Origin of the sequence: Sphingopyxis sp. RIFCSPHIGHO2_12_FULL_65_19 (assembly GCF_001830555.1) — a bacterium.
GTDB lineage: Bacteria > Pseudomonadota > Alphaproteobacteria > Sphingomonadales > Sphingomonadaceae > Sphingopyxis.
The window spans coordinates 1-12,620 of record NZ_MIAM01000063.1; the positions used below are offsets into that span (position 1 = coordinate 1).

Consider the following 12,620-nt stretch of genomic DNA (forward strand, 5'->3'; position numbering starts at 1 on the left):
CGAGGCAGCCTCGGCGCGTTTCGGCGTGCCGGTAGAATGGATCGAGCGCGTCATGCGCGCCGAGAGCCGAGGCAGCCTCGGCGCGTTTCGGCGTGCCGGTAGAATGGATCGAGCGCGTCATGCGCGCCGAGAGCGGCGGACGCACGATGCTGGACGGTCGCCCGATCACCAGCCACGCCGGCGCGATGGGGCTGATGCAGCTCATGCCCGGCACCTGGTCCGAAATGCGCGCGCGGCTCGGGCTCGGACGTGATCCCCATAGCCCGCGCGACAACATATTGGCGGGGACGCTCTATCTTCGTCTGATGTATGACCGCTTCGGTTATCCCGGACTGTTCGCAGCCTATAACGCGGGACCGGCACGCTATGCCGAGCACGTGCGGACCGGCCGCGCGCTGCCCGGTGAGACCCGCGCCTATCTCGCGAGCGTCGCCGGAGTGCCCGTCAATTCCCGGTCGGCTGTCACGGCCGCCAGTGCAACGCCGCGTACCGTCAATGCCATCTTCTTCGCGATCGGCGACCGGCCCCCTGCCGGCCGGAGCGAAGCCGGTGCGGCCACGCTGTTCGTCGCGCTGCGATCGACGTCGCCCGAGAAGAACGCGCCAGACCGCCCATAGTGCGAGCCGATCGGGGCTTCATGCCGAATCGTGTTTCTGCTATGTTCCGAGCCTATGGAGTTGGTCGTGATGTTGCTCGGTCTGATCCTGTCCGCCACCGGCATCGTCCTCTTCGCCTGGGCGATGTTCCGGCTCGCCGTCTTCGCACTCCCGGTCGGGCTCGGTGCGGCCGCATTTCTGTGGGCGGGGGGTGGCGAACTGGGGCCGTTGCTCGGTCTGCTTCTCGGCCTCGTCGTCGGCGTCGCGGTCTTGCTGATCGGACGCATGCTCATCGCGTCGCGGTTGCCCGTTCCGCTTCGCGGAGCGATCGCGCTTCTCTTCGCCGTGCCCGCCGGGATCGCCGGCGGCAGTGTCGTCTCCAGCCTGATGCAGCTCGGCGGTGCGGGGCCGACCGCGACCGGCATCGCCGCGGCGGTCGGCGCGATCATCATCGCCGGTGCCGCCATGATGAGCCTGTTGCCCGCGATGACCGCTTGCACCGGTTCGAACGGATCCCCGCTGCACGGTTGATCTGTTGGGGCCAGTGGGCCGAGTGCTCGCTCCTCGTGTCACCGCGCGCATGGCGACCACGACGAGAGTGCTTCAAGACGGCAGGGTCTGACCTGACGCATCCGGGTTTTCAGGCGCCTCGCGCCTGCGGCGCGACCGCCGCTCTATTCCGCTAGGCTCACATCCGTTCGCCAAGCTCCACCGGGCCACGCTTCGCGCGTCCCGGCCAAAGGTGACGATCGGACTGGCGGGATGCCGGAGCCTTGCTCCGGCCTGTCGTCGCCGCGCCTGACCGGCGCGGCGGCATTTTTCGTTGGGCCTTCCCCTCGTCGCGCGGGTGGGCGGCGCTCCCTTCTGGGCCCGGCCCGGCGTCCCGCAAGCCGGCCTTCGACTGCGCTCGGGTCCGGCTCCTCCATTGCATTTCGGCCCTGCGGGTGCGGACCGCCTCCTGGCCGCGCCCGGCAGGTCGCAATTCGCCGCCCACCCCCGCTCCGGGGGAGGCCCTGGGGTTTTTGGGGCGGCATTGGAGGATAGCCATGCACCAGACCGGCAGCCAACGCGCGCGCGCAGAGGGCAGCAAACGCCAGCCCCCGGCGGAGCGCGCCAATCTTTACGACGAGGTGACGGGCCGCATTGTTTCCGAACTTGAGGCGGGCCGCTTCCCTTGGGTCCAGCCTTGGGGCCGCCCCAATGGTCAAGGCTTCTCCGCCGCCCCCGGCCTCCCGCGCAACGGGCTCACCAGCCGCAATTACAGCGGCGTCAATGTCCTGATCCTGTGGGGAGCAGTGATCGAGAACGGCTATCCGTCGCAATCGTGGCTGACCTTCCGCCAAGCCTTGGAGGCGGGCGGCAATGTCAGGAAAGGCGAGCGCGGGACAAGGGTTGTCTATGCCGACCGCTTCACCCCCGAAGCCGAGAAGGAACGCGCGCGCCAGACCGGCGGCGAAGCCCGCGCGGTGCCGTTCCTCAAACGCTTCACCGTGTTCAACGTCGCACAGTGCGAAGGCTTGCGCCCCGGCCTTGCCACCGACCCCGCACCGCTTCCCGAACGCCAAGTCGTGCCGATCGCCGAAGCGGTCATTGCGGCATCGGGCGTCGATTTCCGCATCGGTGGGGACAAGGCCTACTATGTCCCGAGCGCCGACTATGTGCAGGTGCCCCCGCAACCGGCCTTCCACGAACAGATCAATTTCTACCGGACGGCGCTGCACGAACTCTGTCATGCCAGCGGCCACCCGTCGCGCCTCAATCGCAATCTGCGCAATGCGTTCGGCAGCAAGGACTATGCGCGCGAAGAATTGATCGCCGAGATGGGATCGGCCTTCCTTTGCGCCGCGCTCGGCATCGTGCCGACCGTTCGTCACGCCGATTATCTGGCATCATGGCTCGACGTGCTGCGCGAGGACAATCGCGCGATCTTTCGCGCGGCCAGTCAGGCGAGCAAGGCCGCCGATTGGCTGCTTGCCCGCTACGCCGAGACGCAGGACGAAGGGAGGGAAGCGGCATGATTACGCTCCCCCATGCGATCCTTTCGGCGCTGCGCGCGAATGCGCGCGCCAGCCGCCTCCACGAGCAGCGCGACGAACGGTTCGACCCGTTCCCGGTGGTCAAATTCTTCAATCCGGTCGGCGCGGCGACGTGGATCGCCACCGAGCTTTACGACGATGGAGACACGCTGTTCGGCCTCGCCGACTTGGGGTTCGGATGCCCGGAAATGGGCGTGTTCTCGCTTACCGAGATTGCGGGCGTCCGCTTGCCCTTCGGCCTGTTCATCGAGCGCGACGAGCATTTCGAGCCGCTGGCCCCGCTTTCGCTATGGTCCGATACCGCGCGGCGCATGGGTGCAATCGTTCTGGCCGAAGCCGAACTTCGCCGCATCACCGATAGCCGGAACGGCAACGAGCTTCCGCCGCCTCTTGATGATCGAGGGGCCGGATGACGCGCGGCGCGTTTCGCCGCATTGAGTGCCGGTCCCGCCCATCCAGCAAGACAAACGGGACCGGCGCTCCAGAAGGAGCAGACCAATGAAACTCGACTTTATCGACCATAGCAAGCTGGTTCCGTCCAAGGTGAACATGCGGCACGGACCCAAGCCCCCGGACGTGGGCGACATTCTGCCCTCGATCCGCAAGCGCGGTGTCATCGTGCCGCTGATCGTGCGCCCGCAGGCGGGCAACGATAATGGCGTCCACGAAATCGTCGCCGGGCGGCGGCGCTGGACGGCGAACGCCATCGCGCTTGTCGAGGGCATCGACCACGGCCCGCTTCCCGTCGCCATCCTCGACGCCGGGGACGACGCCGACGCCATCGAGGCATCGCTTCTCGAGAACACCCGGCTCGATCCCGACGAGGTGACGCGATGGGAAACCTTCGCACGGCTGGTCAAGGAGGGCCGCGACATTGCGGATATCTCCGCGACGTTCGGCATTCCCGAGCTTGGCGTGAAGCGTATCCTAGCGCTCGGCAACCTGCTTCCGCGCATCCGCGATCTTTACCGCAAGGAGAAGATCAACGCGGCGACCGTCCGGCATCTGACGCTGGCGAGCAAGCAGCAGCAGAAGGCATGGCTGGCGCTCTACGACGATGACGACGCCTATTGCCCGACCGGCCAGCAATTGAAGGCATGGCTGTTCGGCGGGCAGTCGATCAAGGTCGAACATGCCCTGTTCGACGTCGATGCGAGCGGCCTTGCGATCGTCGCCGATCTGTTCGGCGAAGACCGCTATTTTGCAGATGCCGACGCGTTCTGGACCGCGCAGAACGCCGTAATCGACGCGCGCAAGGAGGACTATCTGGATGCCGGATGGTTCGACGTGGTGATCGTCCCGCCCGGCGAATATTTCTACCGCTATGAGTTCGCCAAGGCACCCAAGCGCAAGGGCGGGCGCGTGTATATAGATGTGCGCGAAAGCGGCGAGGTCGAGGTCCACGAAGGCTATGTGACGAGCAAGGAGGCCAAGCGGCTCGAACGCGGCGAGGCAATCGAAACCGGCCCCAAAGTGCCGCGCCCCGAAGTGACGAGCACGATGCAGACCTATATCAACCTGCACCGTCATGCCGCTGTCCGCGCCTCGCTGACCCGTCATCCCAAGGTCGCGCTGCGCTTGATGGTCGCCCATGTCATCGTCGGGTCGCCACTGTGGACGGTCAAGCCCGAGCCGCAGACCGCGCGCAACGACGATGTGCGCGAAAGCGTCGAAACTTGCCGCGCGGAAACCGACTTCGACGCGAAGCGCCGCGCCGTATTGGACCTTCTCGGCTTCTCGCCCGAGGAACCGACCGTCACAGGCGGCAACGGCGACGACTTCGGACTGGTCGGCGTGTTCCTGCGCTTGCTCGACGTGCCCGACCGCGCCGTAATGGACGTGATCGTCATCGTCATGGGCGAAACGCTCGCCAGCGGCAGCGCCGCCATCGAGGCGGTCGGCGGCGAGATCGGCGTCGATATGGCCCGCTACTGGCAGGCCGACGACGCCTTTTTCGAGTGTGTCCGCGACAAGGAGGTGCTGACCCGCATCGTCGCCGAGGTGGCGGGCGAACCTGTCGCCGCCGCCAATGCGAAGGAACCGGGCAAGGTCTTGAAGCGCATCGTCCGCGACCATCTGGAGGGTGCGAACGGGCGGCCCAAGGTCGAGGGTTGGGTGCCGAAATGGATGGCGTTCCCGCCCGCTACCTATACGGCGCGCGGCGGCGTCGGCACCGTCGCGGCTCATGCCAAGGTGCTCGCGGCGCGCCCCGACCGCGAGCCGGAACCGACCGGCCCCGGCGCGGTGATTGCGCTTCCGGCCCCTGCCAAGGCCGAGCCGCAGGAACAGCCCGAGCGCGAAGCCGCATGAAACTGGACGGGCGGCGGCGCACCCGCCGCCCGTTCCGTCCCCCATAAAATCGCCGCGCCGCTCGGCCGCAAGCGGCCCTCGCGGCGCGGATTTCAGACAGGAGACTTGTCATGGCCGACCGTGTTTCGGCATCCATCACCATCGGCGGGACGCTCCCCGCCAGCCAGCTTCCCGCCTTCGCCGAGGCCATCGCGAACGAAGGGCTGTCCACCGAATGGGACGGCGAACCCTTCGCGCTCGGCGATCTGCCCGAGGGCGAGCCCTTGGCGCTCATGGCGCACGAGGTCGCCTGGGGGCGGTTCGAGGGACTCGAAGCCTTCTGCATCGCGCATGGGCTTTTCTTCGCGCGCTGGTCGGGCGCCTATGCCTGCCAGTGGGGTGCGGAACGCACCGTGTTCACCGGCAGCGGCGAACCGCAAAGCTACGCTGCCGACGAGGACGACTATATCCTCATGGGGCGCTGCACCGCCGAGCGATTGGGCAGCTATGCGGCGATCATCGCGCATTTCGATGCGGCCGACTTCGCGGTGCCCCCGCTTGTCATCACGCCCGAACGGGAGGAGGCGAGCAATGGCTGACATCTGGATTCAGGGCAGCTTCGCCTTTCGCTGCACCGCCGCCGAGTGCGCGCTGATCGAGGAAGTCGCAAACGCTGGCTACGCGCTAGCGAATGACGACGCGCCCGATCCGCCGAGCGCGGCGCTGCTCGCAGCCTTTCCGCCGGACGATGCGAACGCGCGGTGGAGCGGGTTTCGCGAGGCGTTCAACGATCCCGAATTTCCCACCATCGGAGCCGATTTCATCGCTGAAACCTGCCCCGACGATCCATCCGCGCGGATCGTGTGTTTCGCCAGCATGGACGATTTCGATGCCGCTGCCATCGCGGTGGTGATCCAGCGATGTTGCCCCGAAACGCTCGCCAAGGGGCCGATCGGCTTTGAATGGGCCATGACCTGTTCCAAGCCCCGCATCGGGGAGTTCGGTGGCGGCTGGTGCGCGATTTTCGCAGACCGCATCGAGATCGACGCGACCAACGAGGCGCTGTCGCGCGCGCTCGCGGGCGACGGCAACTAGCCCAAATCGCGCCGCACTGCGCGCTCGCGTGCCGAAAACCCCTGCCGCCTGACCTACCGGGCGGTGCGGCGGATCACCGTCCGGGCGCTTCCGCATAACGTGCATTCGTCCTTCTGCCGCTCGAATCCGCGCGTGCCGCCGAGCGCGCAGGTGACGACATTGGCCTGTGCGGTAACCGACAGGTTGAGCCGGTCAGTCACGCAGGCATCGCACACCGCCGCGCCGTCCAGCCGCACGATCAGCCGTTCGATCTGCCCCGCAATCGTCGTTCCTTCGTTCATCGCCGTGAGGCTATAGCCGCGGCCTCGTGGCCGCGAAAGCAATCATGGCTTCCCGGAAAGACGCCGGACTGGGCTTCCTGTCCGCGCGCGCATCTCGTCCTTTCGTGTCTCACCAACCCGTCGCCGGCTCCTTGGGCGCATGACCTGGGACGGCCGCGCGCCTCGCGAAACCATCGCGCGGAACTGATTTCCCCGCGCCGCTTTGGCGGCGCTCCTCGCGGCCGCTTCGCTCCAAATCAGCCCCGCGCTTCCGGTCCTCCGCTTCGCTTCGGCCTGCGGTTCGCAGCGCGCTCAAGGGCCGTCCCTTCGGTCCGCCCATCGCCCGGCATCGGGTCGGGCGAATGTGCAAGGAGACGAGAAATGCCCTCAATCGGTCATGTCCAGCGCCAGAACGACGGTTCGTTCCGGGGCGCCTTGAAGACGCTTTCGGTCAATGCCGAGATCGCCATCATCCCCAACCGCAGTAAGACCGGGGACCAGCCCGACTACCGCGTGCTGTCGAACGGCGTCGAACTGGGCGGCGGCTGGATCCGCACCGGCGAGGTGAGCCAGCGCGAATATGTCCGCCTCGCCATGTCGGCCCCCGAACTTGGCGGCCGCACCCTCTACGCCAATCTCGGCCGCGCCGCCGGGCAGGACGACGACGACGCGTTCGCCGTTATCTGGAACCCCGGCGACTGAGCCGGATCGGCCCCGCGCCGGTCACCCGGCGCGGGGCTTTCCTCATGCCTTGAGGGCTCGGCGTGGGCCTTTTCCTGCACCGGAACGCGCTTGCGGGCCTGCAGAGAGGAAGAAATCCGCTCAGCAAGCACCGAGTATCCGGCGGCGAACGGACCGCCTCAACCATCGACGGTTCCCCCAATTTTCACGCCACCTGCGTTCCGCTTCGCTCCACTCCGGCGACGAGAAAATCGGCTCCCCCGTCGCCCGCTTCGCGGCCGCTGCGCGGTGGTTGACCCCGCCCGCTCCCCGCCGGGCGATGGCTCATCTTTCGCTTGTATCAGGAGGATGAGATGTCGGTTGAACAACAGATCGAGGAGCTTCGCGCGGAGCTTTCATGGTGCGATGACGCGGGAGAACGGCGGCAGATCGAAGCCGAATTAAGGGCCGCTGAGAAGAGGCTGAAGCGGTGCAATCGGGCGCTGCGTCAGGCCGAACAGGCAGGCTGGCAATAAGGCGATGCGCTGTTGAAGGGGCAGGTTCGCGGGAGTGGTGCCGCATGGCGCCGCTCCCCTTTTTTGATCGGGAAGGCGGGAAGGCAAAGCGGGCGTCTGGGGCGGCAGGTGGCAGTCGGGCTCGATGGCAAGATAGAGGCAAAATCTCGCGATTTTGTAAGTGTTTGTCTGCACATCGTTTTTTGAAGGCTTTTGCGAGACTCGCCCTTTGAGTGCGAGACAGGGTTACCAGGAGTGGCGGTTTTCTGGGCTTTTCCGATCCCAATCGCGAGACTCCTTGCGCTCTGGCGAGGACGCGCCATTCTTATCGGCGGGGAGCGTCATTCCGGCATGGAAGGACGCCGCTATGCGCGATGATGAGTTCGAACCGCAGCTGGGCCGGATGCGCGGCCGGGGCAAGGAGCAGCGCTACCTGAGCCGCGTCGTGAAAGCGGCAAAGCGGGCCGGCATGAAAACGGGCAGGCGCGGCCGTTTCGACGGCAGCCGGATCGGGCGCGGCGCGAGTGTTGCGCGGGTGCTCAGATCGCGCGACCGATTGGGCGCGTTCCGGTCGCGCCGCGTGATCGTCAAGATACGGCCTGTCGGCCTTGGCGGGAAAGGCATGGGCGGTGCGAAGGCGCACCTTCGCTATATTCAGCGCGACGGCGTGACCCGTGAGGGCGAGGCTGGTGCGCTCTACTCGCCCGACAGCGACGTCGCCGATGGCAAGGCGTTCCTCGAACGGTGTGACGGCGACCGCCGCCAGTTCCGGTTCATCGTGTCGGCCGAGGACGCCGACCAGTATCCCGACTTGAAGCCGTTCGTGCGCCGGCTGATGACGCAGATGGAGCAGGATCTTGGGACAAAGCTCGATTGGGTGGCGGTCGACCATTTCAATACCGGCCATCCGCACACGCATATCGTGGTGCGCGGCGTAAACGATCGGGGTGAGAATCTGCTGATCGCGCGCGAGTATATCTCGCACGGGAGCCGGCAGCGGGCGATCGAGATCGTCAACCTCGACCTGGGGCCGCGCACCGACCTTGAAATCGAAGAGCGGCTTCGCAGCGATACGGGTGCCGAGCGGCTGACCGCGATCGACAGACGGCTGATCCGCGACATGGATACCGCGCGGCTGGTCAGCGCGAGCGATGGCGATCCCTTCCAGCAATCGCTTCGCGTCGGTCGCCTGCAGAAACTCGGGCGCATGGGACTCGCCTCGCATGTCGGCAACGGCACCTGGCGGCTTGAGCCCGACCTTGCGAACACACTGCGCCAGATCGGCGAGCGCGGCGACATCATCCGCACCATGCAGCGCGAGCTGACCGCGCGGAAGCTCGATCGTGCTGCGGTCGATCGCGTCATCTACGACCCGGTCGCGAAGGAGGCGACGCCGATCATCGGCCGCGTCGTGATGCGCGGGCTCGCCGACGAACATGAAGACCGTCATTATCTGCTGGTCGACGGCATCGACGGGCGCACCCATTATGCCGAGATCGGCAAGGGCGAGCTGGTCGACACGATCCCCGAAAATGCCATCGTCCGGATCGCGCCACGCGAGGGCGGCATTCGCGCCGTCGATCGGACGATCGACGAGATCGCGGCGGCGAACGGCGGGCGCTATTCGATCGACGCCCATCTGAAGCACGATCCGACCGCCAGCGAACGCTTCGCCGAAACGCATGTCCGGCGGCTTGAAGCGATGCGAAAAATCTCGGGCGTCGTCGAGCGCGAGCCCGACGGAAGCTGGATCATCGCGCCGGACCATCTCGCCAGGGTCGAGAGGTTCGAAGCCATGCAGTTCCGCGACCACCCCGTTGCCATTGAAACCCTGTCGGCGATCCCGCTCGACAAATTACCGGGAACCGATGCCGCGACCTGGCTCGATCGCGAGCTGGTCGCCGAAGCGCCGGTGCCAGTGCGCGATGCTGGGTTCGGGCACGAGGTTCGTTCAGCGCAGGCGATGCGACGGCAATGGCTGATCACCGAACAGCTTGCAGACGAACAGGATGGGCAGACGGTCTATCGGCGAGGGATGCTCGCCGCGCTCCAGCGGCGAGAATTGCTGCGTGTCGCCCGCCAGCTCTCCGACAAGTTAGGCGTTCCGTTCGCCGAGGCCAGAGAGGGGGAGGCTGTTCAAGGCAGGCTCGTGCGCGCAGTCGAGATGACGAGTGGTCGCCATGCGCTCATCGAACGGTCGCGCGATTTCACGCTGGTGCCGTGGCGCTCTGTTCTCGATCGCCATGTCGGTAAATCGGTCTCGGGCATCATGCGCGACGGCGGGATCAACTGGACACTCGGGCGGCAGCGCAGCGGGCCGAGCGTCTCCTGATCCGGAGGATTCGGGCTTTCTATTTTCATGAAATTATGTTTTCATGGATTCATGAAAAATATCGCAGCGCAAACCGATGTCGGCGACGAGCATCTTCAGGTGCAGATTCCTGCCGTTACGAAACGCGATCTCGGTCAACGGTCGCTCGATTCCCGCGAGCCGATCCGGATGATCGTACTGCGGGCACTTGAAGCCTATGGCGTGAGCGTCCCCGCAGACGCGATATCGGATCGCCGGAAGGGCAGGCGATGAGCGAGGATTTCGAAGCTCTCACTGTTGCGGATTATGCGAAGCAGGCCGCGCGGACTGATCAACGCAGCGGTGGCCGCGCACTGGGCTTCTCGATGCTTGGCCTTTTCGGCGAAGTCGGCAGCTTGCTCAGTGAGGCCAAGAAAAAGCAGCGCGACGATGCCTCCTACCTGGGTTACGCTCACGCCGTCGCGGAAGAGCTTGGTGACGTCCTTTGGTATCTGGCGGCGATCGCACGGCGCAGCCGCATGGCGCTCAGCGACATCGCTGCCGCCGCGGCGACAAACGGCGGACAATGGCAGACGGGCGGCAACGAAACGCTCAGTTTCCATGCGCTGCAGCCGCAGCACATTCCGCTTGCCAAGGCACCGATGCCGCAGTTCGAGCATAGCCTGCTCGCGCTGGCAGGCGACGTTGGGCTGCTCATCAACGATTTCCAGGCGGGCGGTCTTGCGAAGGACCGCGAAGCACTCGCGGGCCGGCTGGTCGCGGTCATGCGCCGGTTGATCCAGGCGGCAAACGAATCCGGTGTTACCATCGAGGCTGCCGCCGTGAAGAATCTTCACAAGATCTTCGATCGCTGGCCGCGCGAGCGCATCTATCCGGCGCCGACCGATGCGGCGCTCGACCCAGAAGAGCAATTGCCGCGGCGGATGGCGATCGACGTCTATGAACGCACCGTTCGCGGGCAGACATTCGTGTATCAACGCTCAAGCGGTGTGTATGTCGGCGACCGGCTCACCGACAACGCGCTCGAACCCGACGACTATCGTTTCCACGATGTCTTTCACTACGCTTATGTCGCGGTGCTTGGCTGGTCGCCAGTGCTGCGTGCGCTGCTCCGTCTCAAGCGCAAGAGCGATCCGAAACTCGACGACGCCGAAGACGGTGCTCGGGCGATTCTCATCGAAGAGGGCATAACTTCCTGGATTTTCGGACAAGCGCAGCAACTCCGGTACTTTGAAAACGTGAAGCGCGGTGGCCTTCCGCTGGACATGCTGAAGCATGTCCGCCAGTTCGTCGCCGGCTACGAATCAGAACGCTGTCCGCTGTGGCTTTGGGAGGAAGCGATCCTCCAGGGCTATACGGCTTTCCGCTTCCTTCAGGAGCATCGGCGCGGCCGCGTCCTGATCGACTTCGCCAATCGCCGCCTGCGTATCAAGGAATTGCCGTCATGACCCCGAAATCCTTTGTGTCCACCCTGGCGGCGACCGAACTTCCCTCAGTGTTCAATCCCTGGCGCGATCGCTGCACGGTCCATGACCGCAGCGACGCCGCCGCCCGGCGCCGCGACAATCTCGAAATGCTGCTCACCGCGGCGCTTGATCATCGCGTCGAAACGATCTGGATCGCGCGTGATCTCGGCTATCGCGGGGGGCGGCGTACGGGCGTACCGCTGACCGACGAAATTCACCTCGGACATGCCGGCACGCTGATGGGCGGCATCGCATTTGAACGTGCGACGCAGGGACCCGCCGTGGCGGAGCGCACCGCGGCGATCGTCTGGCGTGTGCTAGAGCGGATCGGTCAGCCTGTCATGCTCTGGAACGTTTTCCCGTTCCATCCCCATGAAGCGGATGATCCGATGTCGAACCGATGCCACACGCGAAGCGAGCGCGAGGCGACCTGGCCGATATTGCAAGCCCTCGTGTCAATGATCCGGCCCCGCCAGATCGTCGCGATCGGGCGCGACGCTCACCTGGCGCTGGACGGTCTCGACATTCCGACCACCGCGGTCCGCCATCCGAGCTACGGCGGGCAGCGCGAGTTCATCGAGGGCATGTTCAGCCTGTACGGTGTCGCGGATGACAACGATGAGCCGCTAGAACTGCCGTTGGGCGCGCCTCACGCCGCAGCACGGAGATGTGCGCTCGCCTGATCGCAGCGTTCAAAGAGTTGCTTAAGATCGCCGCGGTTCCAGTTGGCGGTGTCGACCGTGGCGTTGGTCGAGACGATCGTGAGCGGACCCAGCGCGACCCCGCCTTCCTTGGCGATGAATTCGAGCAGACGGCCGAGGCCGATCAGATTGCCGAGCAGTTTTTCGATATAGTAGTGATTGCGGTAGAGCGCGGTCATGCCGAGGCGACGATCGTCGCCCTTGCCGATCAGCTTGAGACTGGCAAAGCTCAGGCACTGACCGCCGTAGGGCGAGTCATTCACGTCGCGGGCGGGGTCGAAGATCAGCAGTTCGAATTTGTTGAGCGCTCGGACGTTCGGGTTGCGCAGGCGCTCGACGATGCCCCAGATTTGATTGATTGGCTGGCCGTCGGCGCGGGGCAATTCCATCATCCGTTCGAAATAATAGCCCGACCAAGCGCCCGACCTCCGGACCTTCGGCAGCACGTTGTCGCGAAACCGGTCGAAGAATTGCGGCGCGCCGTAGCGCCTGTACAGCGCTGCCGGAAAAATCGTGTTGGCGACCGTCTCGATGGGCTTCTTGCCATGGCCCGAAAGGAAGGCATCGACTTCCGCCACGACGGGATCGGCGAGTGTTGCGCGCGCAGTCGGCTCGGCCACGGAGATGACGACATTCTGCGCCTGGTGTCCGGTGGCGAGGTCGACGAGCCGGACCGCCTCGCGCCAGCCAG

Annotated in this window: 14 protein-coding genes and 1 pseudogene; 13 read left to right on the top strand and 2 right to left on the bottom strand. The window is 65.6% G+C overall.

Translation table 11 applies throughout. From position 1 onward, the window contains the following. Positions 1 to 59: 59 nt before the first annotated feature. From A3E77_RS16920 to A3E77_RS16950, 7 genes and pseudogenes are all read left to right on the top strand, one after another. Positions 60 to 617: pseudogene (locus A3E77_RS16920) on the top strand (lytic transglycosylase domain-containing protein); the annotation flags it as partial. A gap of 66 nt (positions 618 to 683) precedes the next feature. Then, positions 684 to 1,127, top strand: coding sequence for a hypothetical protein (locus A3E77_RS16925; protein WP_136175471.1), 444 nt, complete (start codon positions 684 to 686; stop codon positions 1,125 to 1,127). Between the two features lie 515 nt (positions 1,128 to 1,642). Continuing rightward, positions 1,643 to 2,614 carry an ArdC family protein gene (locus A3E77_RS16930; protein ID WP_017499955.1) on the top strand — a complete coding sequence of 324 codons (972 nt, stop codon included), beginning with the start codon at positions 1,643 to 1,645 and terminating at the stop codon, positions 2,612 to 2,614. After that, a complete protein-coding gene (locus A3E77_RS16935; protein WP_017499954.1) occupies positions 2,611 to 3,045 on the top strand; it encodes a DUF2958 domain-containing protein in 435 nt (144 codons plus the stop codon). Before A3E77_RS16930 ends, A3E77_RS16935 begins: the two co-directional genes overlap by 4 nt. A gap of 85 nt (positions 3,046 to 3,130) precedes the next feature. Beyond that, positions 3,131 to 4,942, top strand: coding sequence for a ParB/RepB/Spo0J family partition protein (locus tag A3E77_RS16940; protein WP_017499953.1), 1,812 nt, complete (start codon positions 3,131 to 3,133; stop codon positions 4,940 to 4,942). A gap of 110 nt (positions 4,943 to 5,052) precedes the next feature. Further along, positions 5,053 to 5,520 carry a hypothetical protein gene (locus tag A3E77_RS16945; protein WP_017499952.1) on the top strand — a complete coding sequence of 156 codons (468 nt, stop codon included), beginning with the start codon at positions 5,053 to 5,055 and terminating at the stop codon, positions 5,518 to 5,520. Beyond that, positions 5,513 to 6,016, top strand: a complete 504-nt coding sequence (locus tag A3E77_RS16950; protein WP_017499951.1) for a hypothetical protein — start codon at positions 5,513 to 5,515, stop codon at positions 6,014 to 6,016. The genes A3E77_RS16945 and A3E77_RS16950 overlap by 8 nt, the downstream gene beginning before the upstream one ends. A gap of 53 nt (positions 6,017 to 6,069) precedes the next feature. On the opposite strand, the gene A3E77_RS16955 is transcribed toward A3E77_RS16950, so the two are convergent. Beyond that, on the bottom strand, positions 6,070 to 6,297 hold the full coding sequence (locus A3E77_RS16955) for a hypothetical protein (RefSeq protein ID WP_017499950.1): 228 nt from the start codon (positions 6,295 to 6,297) through the stop codon (positions 6,070 to 6,072). A gap of 360 nt (positions 6,298 to 6,657) precedes the next feature. On the opposite strand from A3E77_RS16955, the gene A3E77_RS16960 reads away from it, so the two are divergent. From A3E77_RS16960 to A3E77_RS16985, 6 genes are all read left to right on the top strand, one after another. Further along, positions 6,658 to 6,978: a DUF736 domain-containing protein gene (locus A3E77_RS16960; protein ID WP_017499949.1), complete on the top strand. Its 321-nt coding sequence runs from the start codon at positions 6,658 to 6,660 to the stop codon at positions 6,976 to 6,978. 332 nt (positions 6,979 to 7,310) lie between these two features. Next, positions 7,311 to 7,472, top strand: coding sequence for a hypothetical protein (locus A3E77_RS16965; RefSeq protein ID WP_168196079.1), 162 nt, complete (start codon positions 7,311 to 7,313; stop codon positions 7,470 to 7,472). A gap of 346 nt (positions 7,473 to 7,818) precedes the next feature. Next, on the top strand, positions 7,819 to 9,783 hold the full coding sequence (rlxS, locus tag A3E77_RS16970) for a relaxase/mobilization nuclease RlxS (RefSeq protein ID WP_017499947.1): 1,965 nt from the start codon (positions 7,819 to 7,821) through the stop codon (positions 9,781 to 9,783). Between the two features lie 51 nt (positions 9,784 to 9,834). Beyond that, positions 9,835 to 10,035, top strand: a complete 201-nt coding sequence (locus tag A3E77_RS16975; RefSeq protein ID WP_017499946.1) for a hypothetical protein — start codon at positions 9,835 to 9,837, stop codon at positions 10,033 to 10,035. Then, complete coding sequence (locus A3E77_RS16980) at positions 10,032 to 11,210, top strand: nucleoside triphosphate pyrophosphohydrolase family protein (protein WP_017499945.1); 1,179 nt, start codon at positions 10,032 to 10,034, stop codon at positions 11,208 to 11,210. Before A3E77_RS16975 ends, A3E77_RS16980 begins: the two co-directional genes overlap by 4 nt. Then, positions 11,207 to 11,911: a uracil-DNA glycosylase gene (locus A3E77_RS16985; RefSeq protein WP_017499944.1), complete on the top strand. Its 705-nt coding sequence runs from the start codon at positions 11,207 to 11,209 to the stop codon at positions 11,909 to 11,911. The genes A3E77_RS16980 and A3E77_RS16985 overlap by 4 nt, the downstream gene beginning before the upstream one ends. Here the strand turns inward: A3E77_RS16985 and A3E77_RS16990 are convergent. Further along, positions 11,878 to 12,507 (bottom strand): thymidylate synthase family protein, encoded by a 630-nt coding sequence (locus A3E77_RS16990; RefSeq protein ID WP_293648087.1) that lies wholly within the window; start codon positions 12,505 to 12,507, stop codon positions 11,878 to 11,880. The genes A3E77_RS16985 and A3E77_RS16990 overlap by 34 nt on opposite strands. Positions 12,508 to 12,620: the final 113 nt, after the last annotated feature.